General features: G+C 40.9%; 21 protein-coding genes and 1 pseudogene. 5 read left to right on the forward strand and 17 right to left on the reverse strand.

Features of this window, described 5'->3' with window-relative positions:
- Positions 1 to 81: 81 nt before the first annotated feature.
- The 10 genes from BVC89_RS08285 to BVC89_RS08325 form a co-directional block, all read right to left on the reverse strand.
- On the reverse strand, positions 82 to 1,098 hold the full coding sequence (locus BVC89_RS08285) for a Kelch repeat-containing protein (protein WP_086930741.1): 1,017 nt from the start codon (positions 1,096 to 1,098) through the stop codon (positions 82 to 84).
- A gap of 194 nt (positions 1,099 to 1,292) precedes the next feature.
- The gene (locus tag BVC89_RS08290) at positions 1,293 to 1,949 is read right to left on the reverse strand and encodes a glutathione S-transferase N-terminal domain-containing protein (protein WP_086930742.1); all 657 of its coding nucleotides are present in this window, start codon (positions 1,947 to 1,949) and stop codon (positions 1,293 to 1,295) included.
- 1 nt (position 1,950) lies between these two features.
- Positions 1,951 to 2,412: an SDR family NAD(P)-dependent oxidoreductase gene (locus tag BVC89_RS30535; RefSeq protein ID WP_216825113.1), complete on the reverse strand. Its 462-nt coding sequence runs from the start codon at positions 2,410 to 2,412 to the stop codon at positions 1,951 to 1,953.
- Positions 2,387 to 2,683, reverse strand: coding sequence for an SDR family NAD(P)-dependent oxidoreductase (locus BVC89_RS30540; protein WP_216825114.1), 297 nt, complete (start codon positions 2,681 to 2,683; stop codon positions 2,387 to 2,389). The genes BVC89_RS30535 and BVC89_RS30540 overlap by 26 nt, the downstream gene beginning before the upstream one ends.
- A gap of 80 nt (positions 2,684 to 2,763) precedes the next feature.
- Positions 2,764 to 3,639, reverse strand: coding sequence for an MBL fold metallo-hydrolase (locus BVC89_RS08300; RefSeq protein WP_086930743.1), 876 nt, complete (start codon positions 3,637 to 3,639; stop codon positions 2,764 to 2,766).
- Between the two features lie 12 nt (positions 3,640 to 3,651).
- Positions 3,652 to 3,852, reverse strand: a complete 201-nt coding sequence (locus BVC89_RS08305) for a nitroreductase family protein (protein WP_086930744.1) — start codon at positions 3,850 to 3,852, stop codon at positions 3,652 to 3,654.
- Between the two features lie 27 nt (positions 3,853 to 3,879).
- Positions 3,880 to 4,305 carry a nitroreductase family protein gene (locus BVC89_RS08310; protein ID WP_086930745.1) on the reverse strand — a complete coding sequence of 142 codons (426 nt, stop codon included), beginning with the start codon at positions 4,303 to 4,305 and terminating at the stop codon, positions 3,880 to 3,882.
- 9 nt (positions 4,306 to 4,314) lie between these two features.
- Positions 4,315 to 5,076 (reverse strand): meso-2,3-butanediol dehydrogenase, encoded by a 762-nt coding sequence (gene budC, locus BVC89_RS08315; RefSeq protein ID WP_086930746.1) that lies wholly within the window; start codon positions 5,074 to 5,076, stop codon positions 4,315 to 4,317.
- Between the two features lie 7 nt (positions 5,077 to 5,083).
- Positions 5,084 to 6,022, reverse strand: a complete 939-nt coding sequence (locus BVC89_RS08320; RefSeq protein WP_086930747.1) for an alpha/beta fold hydrolase — start codon at positions 6,020 to 6,022, stop codon at positions 5,084 to 5,086.
- 12 nt (positions 6,023 to 6,034) lie between these two features.
- Positions 6,035 to 7,048, reverse strand: coding sequence for a Kelch repeat-containing protein (locus BVC89_RS08325; RefSeq protein WP_086930748.1), 1,014 nt, complete (start codon positions 7,046 to 7,048; stop codon positions 6,035 to 6,037).
- Positions 7,049 to 7,146: 98 nt separating this feature from the next.
- On the opposite strand from BVC89_RS08325, the gene BVC89_RS08330 reads away from it, so the two are divergent.
- Positions 7,147 to 8,043, forward strand: coding sequence for a LysR family transcriptional regulator (locus tag BVC89_RS08330; RefSeq protein ID WP_086930749.1), 897 nt, complete (start codon positions 7,147 to 7,149; stop codon positions 8,041 to 8,043).
- 18 nt (positions 8,044 to 8,061) lie between these two features.
- On the opposite strand, the gene BVC89_RS08335 is transcribed toward BVC89_RS08330, so the two are convergent.
- Complete coding sequence (locus BVC89_RS08335) at positions 8,062 to 8,961, reverse strand: LysR family transcriptional regulator (protein WP_086930750.1); 900 nt, start codon at positions 8,959 to 8,961, stop codon at positions 8,062 to 8,064.
- Between the two features lie 180 nt (positions 8,962 to 9,141).
- Between BVC89_RS08335 and BVC89_RS08340 the strand changes: the two genes are divergently transcribed.
- The 4 genes from BVC89_RS08340 to BVC89_RS08355 all read left to right on the forward strand — a co-directional run bounded on the left by BVC89_RS08340 (position 9,142) and on the right by BVC89_RS08355 (position 12,034).
- Complete coding sequence (locus tag BVC89_RS08340) at positions 9,142 to 9,798, forward strand: peroxiredoxin-like family protein (RefSeq protein ID WP_086930751.1); 657 nt, start codon at positions 9,142 to 9,144, stop codon at positions 9,796 to 9,798.
- A 122-nt stretch (positions 9,799 to 9,920) separates the two neighbouring features.
- A complete protein-coding gene (locus BVC89_RS08345; protein ID WP_086930752.1) occupies positions 9,921 to 10,763 on the forward strand; it encodes a peroxiredoxin family protein in 843 nt (280 codons plus the stop codon).
- Positions 10,764 to 10,819: 56 nt separating this feature from the next.
- The gene (locus tag BVC89_RS08350) at positions 10,820 to 11,323 is read left to right on the forward strand and encodes a DUF1993 family protein (protein ID WP_281260997.1); all 504 of its coding nucleotides are present in this window, start codon (positions 10,820 to 10,822) and stop codon (positions 11,321 to 11,323) included.
- An 84-nt stretch (positions 11,324 to 11,407) separates the two neighbouring features.
- Positions 11,408 to 12,034 carry a glutathione S-transferase family protein gene (locus BVC89_RS08355; protein WP_086930754.1) on the forward strand — a complete coding sequence of 209 codons (627 nt, stop codon included), beginning with the start codon at positions 11,408 to 11,410 and terminating at the stop codon, positions 12,032 to 12,034.
- Positions 12,035 to 12,241: 207 nt separating this feature from the next.
- Here the strand turns inward: BVC89_RS08355 and BVC89_RS08360 are convergent, their stop codons facing one another.
- The 6 genes and pseudogenes from BVC89_RS08360 to BVC89_RS08380 all read right to left on the reverse strand — a co-directional run bounded on the left by BVC89_RS08360 (position 12,242) and on the right by BVC89_RS08380 (position 16,882).
- Positions 12,242 to 13,948, reverse strand: a complete 1,707-nt coding sequence (locus tag BVC89_RS08360) for an FAD-binding oxidoreductase (protein WP_086930755.1) — start codon at positions 13,946 to 13,948, stop codon at positions 12,242 to 12,244.
- 24 nt (positions 13,949 to 13,972) lie between these two features.
- Positions 13,973 to 14,581, reverse strand: coding sequence for a glutathione S-transferase family protein (locus BVC89_RS08365; RefSeq protein WP_086930756.1), 609 nt, complete (start codon positions 14,579 to 14,581; stop codon positions 13,973 to 13,975).
- A gap of 93 nt (positions 14,582 to 14,674) precedes the next feature.
- Positions 14,675 to 15,382 (reverse strand): glutathione S-transferase N-terminal domain-containing protein, encoded by a 708-nt coding sequence (locus BVC89_RS08370; RefSeq protein ID WP_086930757.1) that lies wholly within the window; start codon positions 15,380 to 15,382, stop codon positions 14,675 to 14,677.
- A 128-nt stretch (positions 15,383 to 15,510) separates the two neighbouring features.
- A pseudogene (locus BVC89_RS08375) lies at positions 15,511 to 15,957 on the reverse strand (peroxiredoxin-like family protein); the annotation flags it as partial.
- A gap of 93 nt (positions 15,958 to 16,050) precedes the next feature.
- Positions 16,051 to 16,173, reverse strand: a complete 123-nt coding sequence (locus BVC89_RS30545; RefSeq protein ID WP_281260987.1) for a hypothetical protein — start codon at positions 16,171 to 16,173, stop codon at positions 16,051 to 16,053.
- 49 nt (positions 16,174 to 16,222) lie between these two features.
- On the reverse strand, positions 16,223 to 16,882 hold the full coding sequence (locus tag BVC89_RS08380) for a DsbA family protein (RefSeq protein WP_086930758.1): 660 nt from the start codon (positions 16,880 to 16,882) through the stop codon (positions 16,223 to 16,225).
- Between the last annotated feature and the right edge of the window lie 25 nt (positions 16,883 to 16,907).

Here is a 16,907-nt window from a genome sequence, read left to right on the forward strand (position 1 = left end):
CTGATAAAACTATTCGATTTCGACTCTAGTTGGTTTACTTATTTTATATGGAAAATTAAAATAAACGTATCGATCGATACTCTATTTATCGCTATTCAATTTGAGGATTTCATGCGTACCCACAGCACCTAAACCGTTTACCGTTGCACCACCAAAAACATGGATAGTATTATTTAACACTGCGGCCGCTAAACCATGGCGTGGGGTCGGCATATCAGGAAGGGCTTGCCATCGATCCGTTAAAGGGTTATAAACCCATGCATTGGCAAATACTTTTTGATTTGGATACCATTTTTCCCCACCAAAAACGTAAAGCTTACCATTAGCGCTTGTGGCGGCTAAGCCGCCTTGTGCCAATGGCATCACAGACTCGCTTTCCCATTTGTTGGTTTTAGTGTCGTAAATTTCCAAATTAGGTAAATTGGCAATAGGCATTTCGCCGTTTTTATCGGTCTGGTTTTGTCTTCCGCCAACAACATAAATTTTACTGTCAATAGCCGCGGCTGCGGCACTGTTGCGAGCTGTTGGCGCTGGGGCGCCTTGCATCCATCTTTTTGTTTTGGGGTCAAAAATTTCGTTTAATTTTGTATCATGATGTTCGGTGAAATGTTTCGCATCCGCACTGGAGCGAACACGCCCCCCAATAACGTAAATTTTTCCATTAATCTCCACTGAAATATGTTCTCCGCGCGGCGAAGGTAAGTTCACACCCTCTATCCATTTTCCGTTTTGCAGGCTGTAAATATAGATAGAGTCTTGTGCTTGCCAATAAGGAAAGGCACCGGTAAAGCCGCCAATAGCATAAATATAATCATCCATCGCAGAGGTTGTTACATGATGACGTCTCTCAGGCATGGGTGAGAGCTCCTCCCACACATTTTCCTCCACATTATAGCGACGAAATGAATTAGTAAAATTTGCATCATCTTTTGGAATCCCCCCCCCAATATAAATCATGTCATCATGTGTATCGGTATAAAGCTCTTGTATTGCTTCTGGTAATTCTTTGGCTTTGCCCCAAGTTTCAGCAAAAACTCCGTTATGAATCACAAAGGTACAATTTAAAATTATTCTTAATAAAAATTTATTAGTATTCATTCTTTAATTTATATCCTATATTTGTGTATAAACATACCGACGGCTTATCGAACCGATTATTCTCCTTAAGATTCTAGGAAAAATATAGCCAAAGCCTTAGGTATAGTTCAAGTCTTACTCACTTAAAGAAATAAGGGATTTTGAGTCGCAGGTCGTTTTTATCGAAGTTTCTAAAAATTAAACTTTTAACATAATTAATCAAAATAACAGGCGTTAAGTCCTCTCTCAAAAGTTGGCCTACTACGTAGTTCCTCAATCCAGCTATTTACACTTGTATATTTCAAAAGCTCTAACCGTTCGCTTGCTATATAATAGTCTTTTAAACAGATAACCCATGGCGCAGTAGCAAAGTCAGCAATTGACAGTTCATCACCAGCTAAATATTTGTTTTTGCTCAACTGGTTCTCCATAACTGACAGCAAACGCATGGTTTCTTGGGCATATCGCTCTTCAGGGTACGGGTGTTTACATTTTTCTGTCGCATATTTATAAAAATGACCGAATTGTCCAAACATAGGACCTACGCCACCCATTTGGAAAAATAACCATTGTAGCTCTCGGCTTCTTTTAGCGGGGTCACTAGGAATAAACTTTCCCGTTTTTTCTGCTAGATATAATAATATTGCTCCTGATTCCATAATCGCTAAATGCTTACCATTATCACCGATTGGATCAACTAGTACCGGAACTTTTCTGTTTGGGTTAATTTTCAGGAAGCCTTCGTTAAACTGCTCTCCTTTGATGATGTTGATAGTGTTCGCATTATAGGGGAGTTCCATTTCTTCTAGTGCTATAGAGGCTTTTTGCCCATTGGGTGTTGCAAGTGAATAAAGTTCTAGCGTGTTGTTCATATTACGCGTCCTCTGAAGTTATAACAGTTTGTGCAAAAGAACTGTATTGCTCACCTACCTGCTGAGATTCTTCGCCGGGAAATAAGAAAAAATTGCCACTTTTAAGTGCAGTGACAATCCCTTCCGCGACGGTTTCCACTGGTTCCGCTTTTCCTTCAAAACCTAAATCTCTGAGCATTTGAGTATCCGTAGCACCAGGGTGAACACTTAACACATGAATGTTCTGTTCACTCAACACATCCTTTAAACCTAGACTAATGGAATACGTTGCTGCCTTTGAGGCACAGTAGCTAGTAAATGGTGTCATATTAAATAGTGAAACAACTGAATTAAGCTGTACAAATGCACCATTCTTTTCAGCCAGAATTGGGGCAAATGCCTGTGCCATATGTACTAAGCCAAATACGTTTACATTGACGTCTTTTAAGAACTTCTCTTTAGCCTTTATCAAGCGGATCGGCAACTTCTAGTGTGCCCGCATTGTTTACAACCACATCAACATCTTTAGCCTGTGTCGCTAATTGTTTAACAGACGCTTCATCTGATACATCAACCTGTACTGGCATCACTTTCTCGCCGTACTTTTCGACCAATTCTGCTGTGGTTGATTTATTTCTAACTGCTAAATAAACCTTCTGTGCACCATGAGCAATAAAACTCTCAACTATGGCTAAACCTATACCCCTATTGGCACCTGTTACTAATGCCACTTTATCTTTAATATTTATTTTCATTTTTCAACCTTAATTGCTTTAAGTAAAAGTTATTCATTTTCCTATTTTTTTAATTCACATCGCCTTTAGCGAAAGGTTGTTTAATTAGCTCGACGATGGAGGTTAATGTTTTTATATACACCTTCAATATTGAGTGGCAACCATGCATCGTATTGCCACCAATCTTTGTATGCATCTAGCTTAAGTGAGGCTTTTAATTCTTCTAAAGACTTTCCAGACCGTATACCTTGTAAAACAGCTGCATATAAATCTTTAAGATATTGCCCATGGTCGACTGCATCTTGCTTGGTGCCCATTCCCCCATGCCCTGGAATCAACATATCAAAATCCAGTAAAGCCAAGCGATCAATGGACTCTATCCACTCGGGAAAGTAAGCATCCTTGAGTGTTTTAAAAGGAAGGCGATTAACTACAACAAAATCCACAGCAAACACAGCACGCTCTTCGGGGAATTGCACAAGGGTTGTGTTATCCGAGCTATTTTTACCTAGATAGATCAACTCAACTTTCTCACCACCCAGTTCAACCGTCATTTGATTTTCGTAGGTCAGCTCAGGAATAGCTGTTGGGCGTTTTTCCCCGAGTATTGTATCTTTAGTCTTCTGATGTGCGATAACAGTAGCGCCATCTTCGGCAAACACTTCACCACCTGAACTGTGATCAGGGTGATCGTGACTCAAAATTAGATATTTAATCGGCTGCTTAAAACGTTGGTGAATTTCAGATTTTAGCCATTTTGCGGCTTCTTTATTGATAGGGTCTGTCACAATGACGCCTTCAGGCGTGACTAAAAAAACCGAAAAATGATTGTTGTTTTGGAAACGGTACAAACCGTCTGCCACTTGGGTAATCTTGCGGAAAACAGGCGGTTCGGCAAACTGCGCGTATGCCACTTGTGTTATCGCCGTTACCAGAAAAACGCTAACAGCGATGAGCTTAATAATCATAGTCCTCATTTGTTCAATCCTCTAAATGGTTTGAATGACTGTTTCTTTAGGAAAGCGCACTTTATTAAATTGCGAAAATGGATCGCTCTCTGATCGGTAGCCCAATGCAAGCGCAACAGTGGTTGAATAATCAGTCCCTTCTAGATTAAGTAACTGATCAAATAAAGCAGGGTTAATACCCTCCATTGGGCAGGCATCCACATTGAGTAACGCTGACGCCATAATGCCGTGACCTAGAGCTATATAAACCTACTTTGCCGTCCACATATTGATGGCATCTTTTGGTGTGGTCTTGCCTTTATTCGACACCATGTCATAAAAAGGCTTTACCGCTGCATGATCTTGAAGTCGTACCTGTTTAACTAAGTTAAAATAATGATCAACATAGTCTTGAGACAGATTGTTTAAACGGGCCAAAATAATCAGATGAGATGCATTTTCAAACTTGGCTTTATTAGCTGGAACCGCCTCTGCCATTTGCTGTCTAATACTTGCAGATTCAACCAAAATAAATCGCCACGGCTGCAACCCAAAAGAAGAAGGGGCTAAACGCATAGCGTCTAAAATAGCATTTAAATCTTCCTCGGCTACTTTCTTTTCTGGGTCAAAACCTTTTGTTCCATAACGCCAATTCATTTGATTAAGCAGGTGCTGTCTAATGTCGTTAGATTGCATAATCACTCCTTAAGCAATTTTCGGTTGACCGTTGGATGCACTTAACCCGCCATCAACGGGCAAAATCGTTCCTGTTATAAAACCCGCTTCGTCGCTTGCTAAAAACGCTATAGCCTTAGCAATATCATTGGGCTCCCCTGCACGCTCCATTGCAATTCGGTTTTCAAAAATAGGCATCAAGTCTTGATTATTAATGACAAAAGACGTCATTTCCGTATCCGTTAAGGTCGGTGCCACGGCGTTAATTCTTACGTTCTTTGGTGCGAGATCTAACGCTAACCCTTTTGTCATAAGATTTAAGGCCCCTTTGGTAGCGTCATATGCAAATGCCCCCCAATCGCCCCCTAAACCGGAAACAGAAGACACGTTTACGATATTGCCTTGGTGTTTTTCTAAATAAGGCAGGCAGGCTTTAATTAATAAAAACGGCCCTGTTGTGTTTACAGCAAACTGATGATTCCAATCACTTAGGGAAATATCTTCGATAGTACCGCCCATAAATACAGCGGCATTGTTGACTACCACATCAAGACGATTAAAAGTCGATACCGTCTGCTGAACAATAGTTTCGATATCTTCAGAAGACGACATATCTGCTGTTATCACCAAACTATTTTCTGTACCTATTTCATTCGCAACTTTCTGTAACTTGTCAGCTGTGCGCCCAACAAGTACGACCTTGAAGCCATCTTCAGCAAAACGTAGGGCTGTGGCTTTTCCAATGCCAGAACCAGCTCCCGTTACAATGACAACTTTATTTTTTCCACTCATTATCTTCTCACTTGAATTCAATGCGATTTAAGAATGCACGCATTTTTTCACTAATTAGGGTTGCGTCTTCATTCAATGCAAAATGCCCTGTATTAAGAATGTTATAGTCGACGCTTTTAACGTCATTTTTGTATGCAGCTGCACCATTTTCCGTAAAAATGGCATCGTTCTTGCCCCATACAACAAGTAACGGAGGTTGGTTTACGCGTAAAAATTTTTGCCATACGGAATAAAGAGGCAGGTTATTTTTATAGTCGAACAGCATATCTAAATTGACATCTTTAACACCATTTTGGCTCATAACCGCATAATCGTGGTGCCAGCTATCTGGGTTAATACTGCTAGGTGATCTCGTTCCATGTGTGTGTTGCCACTTCAGGGCATCAAAAGAAAGGTTATCAGCTATAATCTTAGCCTCAGCTTTGGGTGTACGTATAAGTTTCACAAGTGCTGTAATTCCTTTCCCTAGCCCCTCCTCGTAAATATTACCGTTCATAACAATTATTCCGGCAACCTTTTCTGGGTGCTTTGTCGCTATACGAAACCCAATAGGCGCACCAAAATCGTGAACCATAAGCACATATCGTTTTAGTCCCTTTTGGGATAAAAATTCATCCATCGTAGAGGCAACATTCTCAAAGGTGTATTTGTATTCTTGAATACTCTTCTTCTCGCTGTAGCCATAGCCGGGATAATCAGGTGCAATAAGGTAAAAATCGTCACTCAGTTTAGGCAGTAAATCACGATACATATGCGACGAACTTGGGAAGCCATGCAATAAAACAATAGCTGTATCACTGGGCTTACCAGCTTCCCTATAAAAGATATTAACTCCATCACTTTCTAAAGTCTGATAACGAACTTGTGTAGATAAATCTTGTGATTGAGCTTGCCACGACAAACTCAGCAATAAACCGCAAAGGCAATGCACTATTACTCTAGTCATAAGGTTTACTTGCTACCTTTTGTCTACCGAAAACGACTCATGAGTGTTTACCGCCCCTAAACCGGGTACGGTTGCACCACCCACTGTATAGATGGTTGAGCCCAAAGCTTCAGCCGTTAAACCATGTCTAGGCGTTGGAAGATTAGGTAAAGCAGACCATTTATCGGTTTCGGGGTTATAAACCCAAGCATTGGCAAAAACCTTTTGTTCAGGGAACCACTGTTCACCCCCAAATACATAAAGCTTGTTATCAACAGTTGCCGCTGCCAAACCGCTTTGTGCTACTGGCATAGGCGCTTTGGCAACCCAAACATTTTTCGCCGGATCATAGACTTCTAAATTGGGAACATTAACGATTTTGAAGTCGCCTTTATCATTGACTTCATTTTGCCTGCCACCCACGACATAAATTTTTCCTTTAATAACCGCCGACGCCGCACTATTCCTTGCCGTCAACGCTGGAGTTATATCCATCCACTTACCCGTTTTAGGGTCAAATACTTGGCTGCTGGTGGTATCGATATGATCATTAAAATGAGCTGCACTGGCCGTTTTAGTCACCCTACCGCCAATGACATAAACCTTTCCATCGACGGCTTCAGCCACATGCTCTCCTCTTGGCTGCGGTAACGGCGTAGATGTAGACCATTGTTGTGAAAGAAAAGAATAAACATAAACCGAAGGTTGAGCTTGCCAGTTAGGAAATGCCCCGACAAAACCACCAATAGCATAGAGATTCTCGGCCGTTGCACTCAGGGTGATATGGTGACGACGGTTCGGCAAAGGAGTAAGACTTTCCCAAGCACTCACTTTAGGGTTAAAACGCATAAATAAGTCAGCATAGTTTTTATCATCCTCAGGAATGCCGCCAGCTATATACAACATGCCATTATGGGTATCTGAATATATTTCCTGTAAAGCAAAAGGTAGGGGCTGTGCTTTATCCCACGCTTGAGCAAACGAATTAATGGACAACAAACACGAAAGTGCAGAGCTGATTATTAAAGTGTTCTTTAAGGTCTTCATAACAAAGTATCACTGGCTGTTGGCTTGAATGAATATTCACTATAAGTCAGAATAATCGTATCAATAAGGGCATTTATTCCATATAGAGTGTTCTATTTATGAGTACAATCAATCTAAACCACTTACGGCTTTTCGCTATTTTTTCTAAGGTGGTAGAAACAGGAAGTTTTGCGGAGGCGGCACGCAAGTTAGAGACAAGCCGTTCTCGGGTGAGTGAACAAGTCGCTAAATTAGAATCTGACATTGGCGTGCGACTCATTCAGCGATCAACAAGGCAACTGACAATTACCGATGAAGGCCAACAGGTTTACGAGCAAGCTCGGAAATTATCTATGGTATTGACTGATATAGAAGCGGTACTTGCGCCTAGTCATCCTCGTGGACAAGTATCTATTACTATGCCACACCATATTGCTCATTTATTTATGTCCCGCGTGTTAAAAGACTTCCAACACACCTACCCAGACATAGAACTTAATTTAGTTTTAGATGACTACCGCTTAAACCTTATTCACGACGACGTTGATTTAGCTATTCGTGTGGGCATACCGGAGGATGAGTCTATTGTTGCTAGAGTACTCCACGAAGAGCAGATAGGCCTATATACAAGTCCAGACTATTTAGCCGAAGCAGGCCCCATAAAAACAGTAGACGACCTACAAAACTGCCACTGGCTTTTACTTAATCAGTCGGGAAAAAGTAAAACTCAGCGCCTTAATAAACATGGTAAAACCATAGAAGTAACTCCCAAGAGCTACTACCACTGTAACTCCCCTTTTATGATCAAGGAAATGTTGATTAAAGGTTTAGGCGTTGGGAAATTATTGTCTAATGTTGCAGCTGAAGACATTAAACATGGAAAGTTAGTTCCAGTAATGCCATTGCTAACAGGTAATACCGTAGCATTTTCGTTAATTTATCCATCTAGACGGCAAATTCCATCGAGGATTCAAGCGGTTATTGATTACTTACTAAAAAGGAAAATTTTTAGTTAAACTTCCGTTATATAGAAACTAAGCGAGGTTAAACTGGGTTTTTAAAAATTCAATAAATACTTTGGTTTTTGCAGGCATTACTCGCCCACTCGGAATCAATGCATTGATTGGAGGTCCTGGCATGGCATATTCAGGTAATAATTCGATCACTTGACCCTGCTGAATGGTTGACCCTAATGCAACATCATAAACTTGAGCGATCCCCATTCCCGCAATGACGGCATCAACAAAACTGCGGCCATCACTTAAAATAGCTAAAGCATTCGGTGTGATTTCAGTTAAATTGCCACTACTTTCTTGAAACATCCAAGGCCTTATTTTTCCATTAGAAGCGCGAAACATCAACGCATCATGAATACGCAATTCATGCAGACTTTGCGGTATTCCTCGGGTAGCCAAGTAATCTGCTGAAGCACACAACACACGCTTTGATAGACACAGCTTTTTAGCAATAAATGAGCTATCTTCTAGCTCACCAATTCTCACTACAATATCCCACTCCCCTTGAATGGCATCTTCAAAACGATCAGAAAGAGCAAGCTCGACTGTGACTTTGGGATGCTCTTGGGTAAAGTATTTTAAATTGTTCACCACATTACGGCCAATGCCAATGGGCATATTCACCCGTAAGCGACCTGCCGGGTCATCTTTTCTTGACTCCAAGAGCAGCTTAGCTTCATTAATTGTGTCAATGGCATGTTTAGATGCCTCCAAGAAAATACGACCTTCTTCAGTTAATCTCAAACTTCGGGTAGTACGGTTAAAAAGCTTAAGTCCCAGCCCTTCTTCAAGTTTTTTGACCGCTTTTCCAGTACCTGATTTAGTGGAGTTCAGCGACTCAGCCGCCAAAGTAAAACTGCCACATTCAGCGACGGCAATAAACACCACTATTTCATTAAGTAATGCCTTCTGAAACATTTGTTGTATCCTTTATTGATACTATAAATTTCAAAATAACATATTTATCGCTCAAATTGAAACAACTAAACTAGCCTCATTGATGCAGTTACCGATGCCATTCACACAAGTTGTGTGCCACACCAACATCTATAACGAACACAGTCCAATATTTAATCTAAGCCTTTGAGGAATAAACTTATGTTACTTCAAGATCAACTTAACGCATTTAAAGAACAATTTAAAAAACAAGCACCAGAAGCGGCTTTTAATGCTTTTGCCCGCTCTACTCAAGAACTAATTGAAAGCGGGCAAGCCGAGAAAGCCTTGAAAGTAGGCGATACGGCTCCTAAGTTTGTTTTAACAGACGCTGAAGGTACTGAGGTATCACTAACAGCATTGCTTGCTAACGGCCCCGTAGTATTAAGCTTCTACCGCGGTGTTTGGTGCCCATACTGCAACATCGAGCTACAAGCTTTAGAAGCTGTCAATGAAGAACTCAAAGCTCGTGGCGCTACCCTTGCAGCAATTTCGATGCAGGGTGCTGAAAACAGCCTTAAATCACAACAAGAAAACAAATTGAATTTCCCCATTTTAACTGACCACGCAGGCGAAATTGCTGACCAATTTGGTATTCGCTGGACACTGCAAGACTATGTCATTGAGTTCCACAAAATGTTTAAAGTTGTACTGCCTGAGATTCATGGTGACGGCAAATGGAGCCTACCCATGCCTGCACGCTATGTCATTGCCACTGACGGTACTATTGCTTACGCGGAAGTGAATCCTGATTACACACAGCGTCCTGAGCCGAGTGAATTACTAACAGTGCTTGATGAATTAAGTGCTAAAGCATAATTGAGAATTTTCTCCGGTATCACCTCAGTGTTAGAGGTTTGATTATTTAATTAAAAACAACGGTTACCTAGACGCTCTTTATAAAGATTCAGGTAATCGTTTTAACTTATAGAGTACTGAACATGAAAAAATTAATTGTACCGCTAATCCTCCTAAATATCCTCGGTGGTCTCGGTTCGGCAGTTATGTTATGGCTGTCTGGTGGTGATTTATTATGGTTAGGTAGTTTCCTAACAACATTCCCACTACCTTTCTTTTTAATGGTATTAACCAGTGCTTTTTCAATTGCCCGAACCTCAGATCGCTTACCGCTGATTCAGCTATTGAGTATTAGTGGAGTTATCTTATTTGCCTATATATCGAATCAATATGGTAGCTTGGTAAAGAGCCAGTATGTTGCACTAGGTTTAGTTGCATTTGGTGCTATTTTCGTTCAATGGTATGTGTGGTCTTTTTCTAATTATGGTCGTACCAAAAGTCGTGTAATCAATATAGGGCAAGCTTTACCTGAGATGACACTAAGCCGCTTGGATGGTAGCCAAATATCCTCTTCAAGCTTTACCGGTAGTAAAACCATATTGGTATTTTTTAGAGCTAATTGGTGCCCGTTCTGTATGAATCAACTTAAAGAAGTGTTATCACGAGCGGATGAACTGAAAAAATCAGACACACAAGTTAAGTTTATTTCTAATCAAGGCATAAAAAATTCACAGCAGTTATCCGACAAACTTAGTTTGCCAGCACATTTTGAAATCTTGCAAGATGATGATTTAAAAGCCGCTAAAGCGTTGGGCATTGCCGATATTGATGGTTCTCCAGTAGGCATGTCTGGGTATCCCAAAGATACCGTAATGGCAACTGTGATATTGCTTGATGCGGATAGCAAAGTCACTTTTGGTGATAAGACCGATCACTATCGTGTTCGCCCTCATCCAGATACATTCTTACCTTCATTGAGCCGTTAACGGTACTGTAGAAATTCAGGAGAGCAATCATAGCTATAATATTAGATCAAGTTTTTATCCCTGCCTGCCAACAAATGTTAAGTAGTACAGTAAAAATATTAGAAAAAGCACAGACCCATGAGCAAGCATTAGGTTTGGCAGACAATGAACTCCTTTCATCACGGCTGGCTGATGATATGTGGCCATTGCCAAATCAAATCCAAAGTCTTTGGGTTCATTCAGCTTACGCAATAGAGCAAGTTAAAACAGGAATATTTAAATCTAATATCCAAAACATACCGGCTAATTGGCAGGAAATGCAGACCATGTTGGAGCAGGCTCAATCAAGCCTAGCAGCGTTAGCAGAAGGAGAGCTAGAGACTATTGCTAATAATTCTGTTGCTTTTGTTATTGGAGGTAAAACCCGTTTTACATTTACGGTACAAGATTTTCTTTTGAGTTTTTCTATGCCAAATGTACATTTTCATACAACCACTACTTATGCCATTTTACGTATGAAAGGCGTCGCTTTAGGGAAGTTCGATTTCTTGGGTCAAATGAGTACTAGCAATCTAGATTAAATTACTGGCCGCAAATTGATCTACCCCGGATGCATTAATACTCATGCCTCTCTATTTTTAATTTTTTCAAAACGGTAAATACATATGTCGACTATTAAACTTTACTTTAACCCACTATCAGGCCATGCCCATCGCCCGTGGGCAATGCTTAAGCTATTAAATATCGAATTCGAAGAAGTTTTGCTTGATTTCTTTAAGGGTGAACACAAAACGCCTGAGTTCTTAAAGATCAACCCTCTCGGCCAATTACCTGTGATGGTTGATGGTGACACTGTATTACGGGATTCAACGGCTGCCTTAGTGTACTTAGCCTTACAATATGACCCTAGTCGCCAATGGTTGCCCGTTGATCCAATACGTGCCGCAGAAGTTCAACAGTGGTTAGCGATAAGCACCAGAGAAGTATTTGAGGGCCCAGGCACTGCAAGAATGATTAAGATTTTTAATGTTCCACGTGACTACGACGAAGCGGTGAAGAAAACGGATCACTTATTCACATCATTGTTTGAAGCACGCCTAAAAGATAATGATTGGCTTGTAGGAGACCATCCAACTATTGCCGATGTCTCAAATTACGGCTATATAGCAGCAGTTACCGAAGGGGACGTTGACCTTAAAGCTTACCCTAATATTTATGCTTGGGTTAAACGTTTAGAAGACTACCCAAACTTCACTTCAATGCCACCAGCCGCACCCTATTTGCCTAAATAACCACGCGGCGATAATTGAGGTGATGAGTCTTAATTATCGCCTTAAACTATTTAGTCGTTATCTATTTGATCGTCAGCTCAACTAGCAATTTTTTAAATGTATTATTATCGAGTTATTTTTAGCAAGTCAATTGAATAGTAAACAATAAGAACAACTGTATCCATTAACCCTCCTTTTGAGAAATATTCCAAACAACAACAACGCTTTTTAAAACTCAAAACTTTCAGTATAAACATTCGCCGCTGGCACGCCTATTGATACTAACATTTGTGTCATATCATTCATAAATAGAGTTGGGCCGCATATATAAGCGTGTTGGTGCTCTGCATGTGGTACTAGCTTTTGCAGCTGTTCTTTGTTTAAACGACCTTGCTGGCTAGTGATGATATTTGTGTAATTAAAATGTGGATAACTTCTTGCGCGGCGTAATAATTCCTGTTGGTTGATAAGGTCTTTAGTATTTCTTTCTACATGAATCATGGTGATCGTGGTCTGGTCTTGCAGTGAAAACGCACCAACTCCCCGCACCATGGCCAAATTGGGCGTAATGCCAATACCAGCACTTAACAAAAGAAGGTTGTTATGTACGACGGGCTGTTTAGTTGCAGCATCCATTCGTACGGCGGTCATTTCACCTTGGATACCATTTAATTGTACTTCCAAGCCAAGCTCAGCATGATCATGAAGCCAGTTAGTAACGAGACCTTTTGGAATACGTTTTACGGTAATATCTAGCGTGTTATCGCCGCTTATGCTGTTAGGTGTTTCAGACAGAGTCCATGTTCTCACTTCGGAAGCAGATCCATTAGGGATATGTTTAAATTCAAACGTTGCGTATTGTCCGGGTAAAAAAGCAAGACGACGAGGAACAACAAAACGAAATGTTTTAACGTTTTCGCTCTCTTCAACAATTTTTGCTAGAGTTGCAACCACTGGAAATTCACTATCGCTGCTTACAGTCTCTTTACCTGAAATGGCTGGGTTATAGGGAGAATAATCCAGTCTTTTCCATCGATGACTAGTGACATGATCAGTACGGATTAGGTGTTCGATATGAAATGTAATACTTCGGGAAGCACCTTCATAACGGCCATCGTGATTCCAATTTACTACTGCGCGACCCGTCATTTGGATCATGCTGCCTGTCTCAAAATCTACCAGCGTCACGCCGGTTCGATCATAAACTTCTAAGTTGCCAGAAGTAAAAAACATGCCATTGCCCCGATACTCTGGCCACTCAATGGTCGATGGTGAGGTGGCTCGTATAAACCCAGGCTTCCCGCCACGATGATTACAATCGGCGCCAACACCGGGCGCATAACTCCCTATCCACAATGTGTCCATAGACTGTATAAAGGCCTGATCGTCATCCGTTAAGGTGGCGCGCTCTTTACGTTTTGCCTCTCTGTTTATGGGGGGAGCGCCCTTCGTATTATAAATAATTTCTCTGCGATTAATATATTTTGGGCAGTTAGGGGAATACTCATTCACTTGGAGGTTGAACCCTATACCTAGATCATTCTCGGAAATCGACGCTAGCCCATTAATGCGATGTCGGATACGCCTTTTTAGATCTATGCCTAACAAGGACAGGGGCGAACCTGATTCCAGAGTATTGAGCATATCGTTTTCTGGAATACAATGAGTAGAAATCGCGATTTCATTTTCTGATATAGCAGTAAGGTCACCTTCTTTTCCAAATAATGGGCTTACCCATACCTGCCCGTTTTTCAAATTGACACTACTTAAAACTGCAAATGATTGAGCAGCCAAAAAAGCATCATGATTAGAAGAAAAATTAAGAGCACTACGTTTTCCTACCGCCAGCTCGGCAGCAGCGCCTCGAGTGCCCGCTTTGTCTTGTGCTGCGAGCTCACCGCGATGATATGATGTTGCCAAGTCGATAGTTGACATGATGTTCCCCTTATCTGTATCGAATTACTTGTTAGCGTGAATCATAGGTTTAAAGCCATCGATGCCTTCCACATTCGCCAGCCATTGGCGTATAGCAGGGTAAGGTTCGAGGCTAAAGTTGCCTTCGGTCACTCGTGCTATATAGCTGTAGCAAGCAATGTCAGCGATGGTTGGGTGTTCACCCACAAGCCATTTTTTATCACTTAAATGGGGTACAAACAAATCATTGAATAATTTCTCGGTTTTTTCTCTTGCTTGCACCTCATCCGCAGGCATACCGAAGAGTTGAATCGCGCGTAATACAAAAGGCCCTATCATCACCTCATGTACAGCAACCGATAGCCACTGCTGAATTTGCGCTTGCGTCACAGGGTCCTCGGGAAACCAAGTATTCGATTGATCATATCTACGTGCAAGGTAAATAAGAATGGCTGTCGAATCACGCAGGACTACATCATCGTCAGTCAGTGTTGGCACCTGACCTAAAGGGTTTTTAGCAAGATACTCAGGCAGTTTATGTTCACCTTTTTCAAGGTCAACAATTTTGTCCGTGTACTCCATGCCTAAAATGTTTAAAAAGTTTGCCACACGATGGCTGTTGCCTGATATTGGATGACCGTAAAGTGTAATCATGGTTGTTACTCCGTAGTAATTAATACATTGTTCATTAGTAAGCGATAATAAAAATAATTCTAAAGGAACTTCTGGTAAATCTTAAATAGACCCTTATGGTAATCCATTTTTTTGAAATAAATTTTTCCGTGCCTCTTTATCGTTTGCAATACGATCACGCTCATTATATCGGTCGTTTGCAAGGTTAAAACCACGCTGAACCGCCTCTCTTTTGCATAATTTATCAAACCAAGCTTGCACGTGACTATAACGATCTAACGAAACATCTAAAATTTCACTAGCCTTAATCCACCCGATACATGCCATATCGGCAATAGAATATTCATCGGCCAAATACTCACGGCCTTCTAGATGTTTGTCCATAACATTGAGTAGGCGGTTATACTCCCCAAGATAACGGTCAATAGCATAAGGGATTTTTTCAGACGCATAATCATAAAAATGAATAGCTTGTCCACCCATTGGACCCAAACCACCCATCTGCCAGAATAACCATTCATTCACTTCTGTGCGTTTGCGTTCATCGCTGGTATAGAATTGATCATACTTATTGGCAAGATATTGCATAATTGCTCCGGATTCAAATACGGAGATAGCTTGCCCATTGGGACCATCAGGATCGATGATCGCTGGCATACGGCCATTAGGGGAAATTTTTAGAAAGTCATCTTCGAATTGCTCGCCCTTAAGGATATTCACTAACTGAACATTATAGGGTATATGCAATTCTTCTAGCAAAATAGAAATTTTAAATCCGTTGGGCGTTGGCCAAAAATAAAGATCAATTGGTTGCTTATTCATATTAAGGGCTCTTAGGTATTATGTCGGTGTCTTACAAAACTATCTTTTCTCGTCACTTGGGATACTCCTGAGCGACTATTATTTTTTAACACGGCCTTCCTCGTGTTAAAGAGAGGTAAAGCCTAATGTTACGCATTGGCATTTTCCTGAAGCTTGTCAAGAACAGGAAATAACTCGCTCGGCTCCGGACGGTGTGTGTAGTCAGGATTGACTTCTGCATAGGCAATTGCCCCGTCAGTGTCGATAACGTGTCGAGCAGGCATAGGTAGGTTCCATTCATCGTCACTATGGATTGTTGGCAGAATGATGTCAAACATTCTGTAAAAATCAATAACATAGTCTTGTAAGGTCCAACGAATACCAAATTTTTCAGCAAGCTCACCAGCAGTATCAGTGAGAATTGGATAGCTGAATTTGTTATCTCTTTGAGATTTGCGGCTATCTGCTGGATCTTGCATGCAAATAGCAAGCAGTGTTGCACCTTTTGCTCGTATTTCTTCAGCAGCGGCTTCCAAAGCTTTTAGTTCCAGATTGCAATAAGGGCACCAAACACCACGAAAAAAGGTTAAAACAACAGACCCTTTTGCAAGTCATTCTTTCAGCACAACTTCACTACCATCGGAGGCTAACAAGATAAAAGAGGGGGCTTGATCGCCAATATTGGCTGATTATCCAATTTGACGGCTATCAACCAATTCTTGTACAGACTGAGCAAACGCTTCAACTGCTCCTGCTGGAGCTTGTTTTTTAAACTGCTCTTTAAATGTGTCTAACTGCACTTGGAGAGACATAATGTATTCCTAATATTGAATAATGTTAGCGGTATTAAATATTGGTAAATTAACTAGTGAAAGAAACTGTGCCGTTGTTTTCGGCTATTAGAGACGGAATTAATTCTAGTTTACCGTAAAATTTAGAATGATCCATTGCTTCGATATTTCCACCTTCTATTTTTAGGATAGTGGGAACGCCGTGCAAACCAACCTGAGCCATTAACGCGATTGCTTTTTTGGATAACGCATGGGCTTTTTCAATATTCTTTTGGCTATCAAATTGTTCTGCGGCTTCTGGTTCCACACCCTCATCTATCAAGGCTTGAATAACGGCATTTCTGTTTTGATCGGAGGTGCCATCAATAAAACGTTGTTTTTCCAAACGTTGTCGAAGTGAAAATTCTTTCTTTGCACCCATGCCATGAACAACAGCGGCACCTAGTGCAGAATAGGTAGAATCTAATATTTCCGTTTTTGAGCGCACTACATTATCTGTATATGCTTCACTAAAGGTTTGCTCCGTTAATTGTGAAATGCGGGCATCTGTCTTAACGATATAATCACCTTTACCTTCTTTCACTCGTGGCGCATTGGTTCCTTGAAATAAATGAAGATGAAGAATTTCCACTTTAGCCCCAGTATTCACGAGTACATCAAAATTGGGAGCAGCGCCATAACACCAACCACAATATTTGTCGTAGATAATGATAAATTTAGTGTTTTTCATAAACGTGTCCTACTGCTGGGTAATT

It is taken from the genome of Agarilytica rhodophyticola (genome assembly GCF_002157225.2).
Lineage (GTDB): Bacteria > Pseudomonadota > Gammaproteobacteria > Pseudomonadales > Cellvibrionaceae > Agarilytica > Agarilytica rhodophyticola.

Bases quoted from the DNA above. Each gene is read 5' to 3' on its own strand.
- BVC89_RS08285 (WP_086930741.1), bottom strand. From the start codon at position 1,098: ATGAATACTAATAAATTTTTATTAAGAATAATTTTAAATTGTACCTTT.
- BVC89_RS08290 (WP_086930742.1), bottom strand. From the start codon at position 1,949: ATGAACAACACGCTAGAACTTTATTCACTTGCAACACCCAATGGGCAA.
- BVC89_RS30540 (WP_216825114.1), bottom strand. From the start codon at position 2,683: ATGAAAATAAATATTAAAGATAAAGTGGCATTAGTAACAGGTGCCAAT.
- BVC89_RS08300 (WP_086930743.1), bottom strand. From the start codon at position 3,639: ATGAGGACTATGATTATTAAGCTCATCGCTGTTAGCGTTTTTCTGGTA.
- BVC89_RS08305 (WP_086930744.1), bottom strand. From the start codon at position 3,852: ATGGCGTCAGCGTTACTCAATGTGGATGCCTGCCCAATGGAGGGTATT.
- BVC89_RS08310 (WP_086930745.1), bottom strand. From the start codon at position 4,305: ATGCAATCTAACGACATTAGACAGCACCTGCTTAATCAAATGAATTGG.
- budC (WP_086930746.1), bottom strand. From the start codon at position 5,076: ATGAGTGGAAAAAATAAAGTTGTCATTGTAACGGGAGCTGGTTCTGGC.
- BVC89_RS08320 (WP_086930747.1), bottom strand. From the start codon at position 6,022: ATGACTAGAGTAATAGTGCATTGCCTTTGCGGTTTATTGCTGAGTTTG.
- BVC89_RS08325 (WP_086930748.1), bottom strand. From the start codon at position 7,048: ATGAAGACCTTAAAGAACACTTTAATAATCAGCTCTGCACTTTCGTGT.
- BVC89_RS08330 (WP_086930749.1), top strand. From the start codon at position 7,147: ATGAGTACAATCAATCTAAACCACTTACGGCTTTTCGCTATTTTTTCT.
- BVC89_RS08335 (WP_086930750.1), bottom strand. From the start codon at position 8,961: ATGTTTCAGAAGGCATTACTTAATGAAATAGTGGTGTTTATTGCCGTC.
- BVC89_RS08340 (WP_086930751.1), top strand. From the start codon at position 9,142: ATGTTACTTCAAGATCAACTTAACGCATTTAAAGAACAATTTAAAAAA.
- BVC89_RS08345 (WP_086930752.1), top strand. From the start codon at position 9,921: ATGAAAAAATTAATTGTACCGCTAATCCTCCTAAATATCCTCGGTGGT.
- BVC89_RS08355 (WP_086930754.1), top strand. From the start codon at position 11,408: ATGTCGACTATTAAACTTTACTTTAACCCACTATCAGGCCATGCCCAT.
- BVC89_RS08360 (WP_086930755.1), bottom strand. From the start codon at position 13,948: ATGTCAACTATCGACTTGGCAACATCATATCATCGCGGTGAGCTCGCA.
- BVC89_RS08365 (WP_086930756.1), bottom strand. From the start codon at position 14,581: ATGATTACACTTTACGGTCATCCAATATCAGGCAACAGCCATCGTGTG.
- BVC89_RS08370 (WP_086930757.1), bottom strand. From the start codon at position 15,382: ATGAATAAGCAACCAATTGATCTTTATTTTTGGCCAACGCCCAACGGA.
- BVC89_RS30545 (WP_281260987.1), bottom strand. From the start codon at position 16,173: ATGTCTCTCCAAGTGCAGTTAGACACATTTAAAGAGCAGTTTAAAAAA.
- BVC89_RS08380 (WP_086930758.1), bottom strand. From the start codon at position 16,882: ATGAAAAACACTAAATTTATCATTATCTACGACAAATATTGTGGTTGG.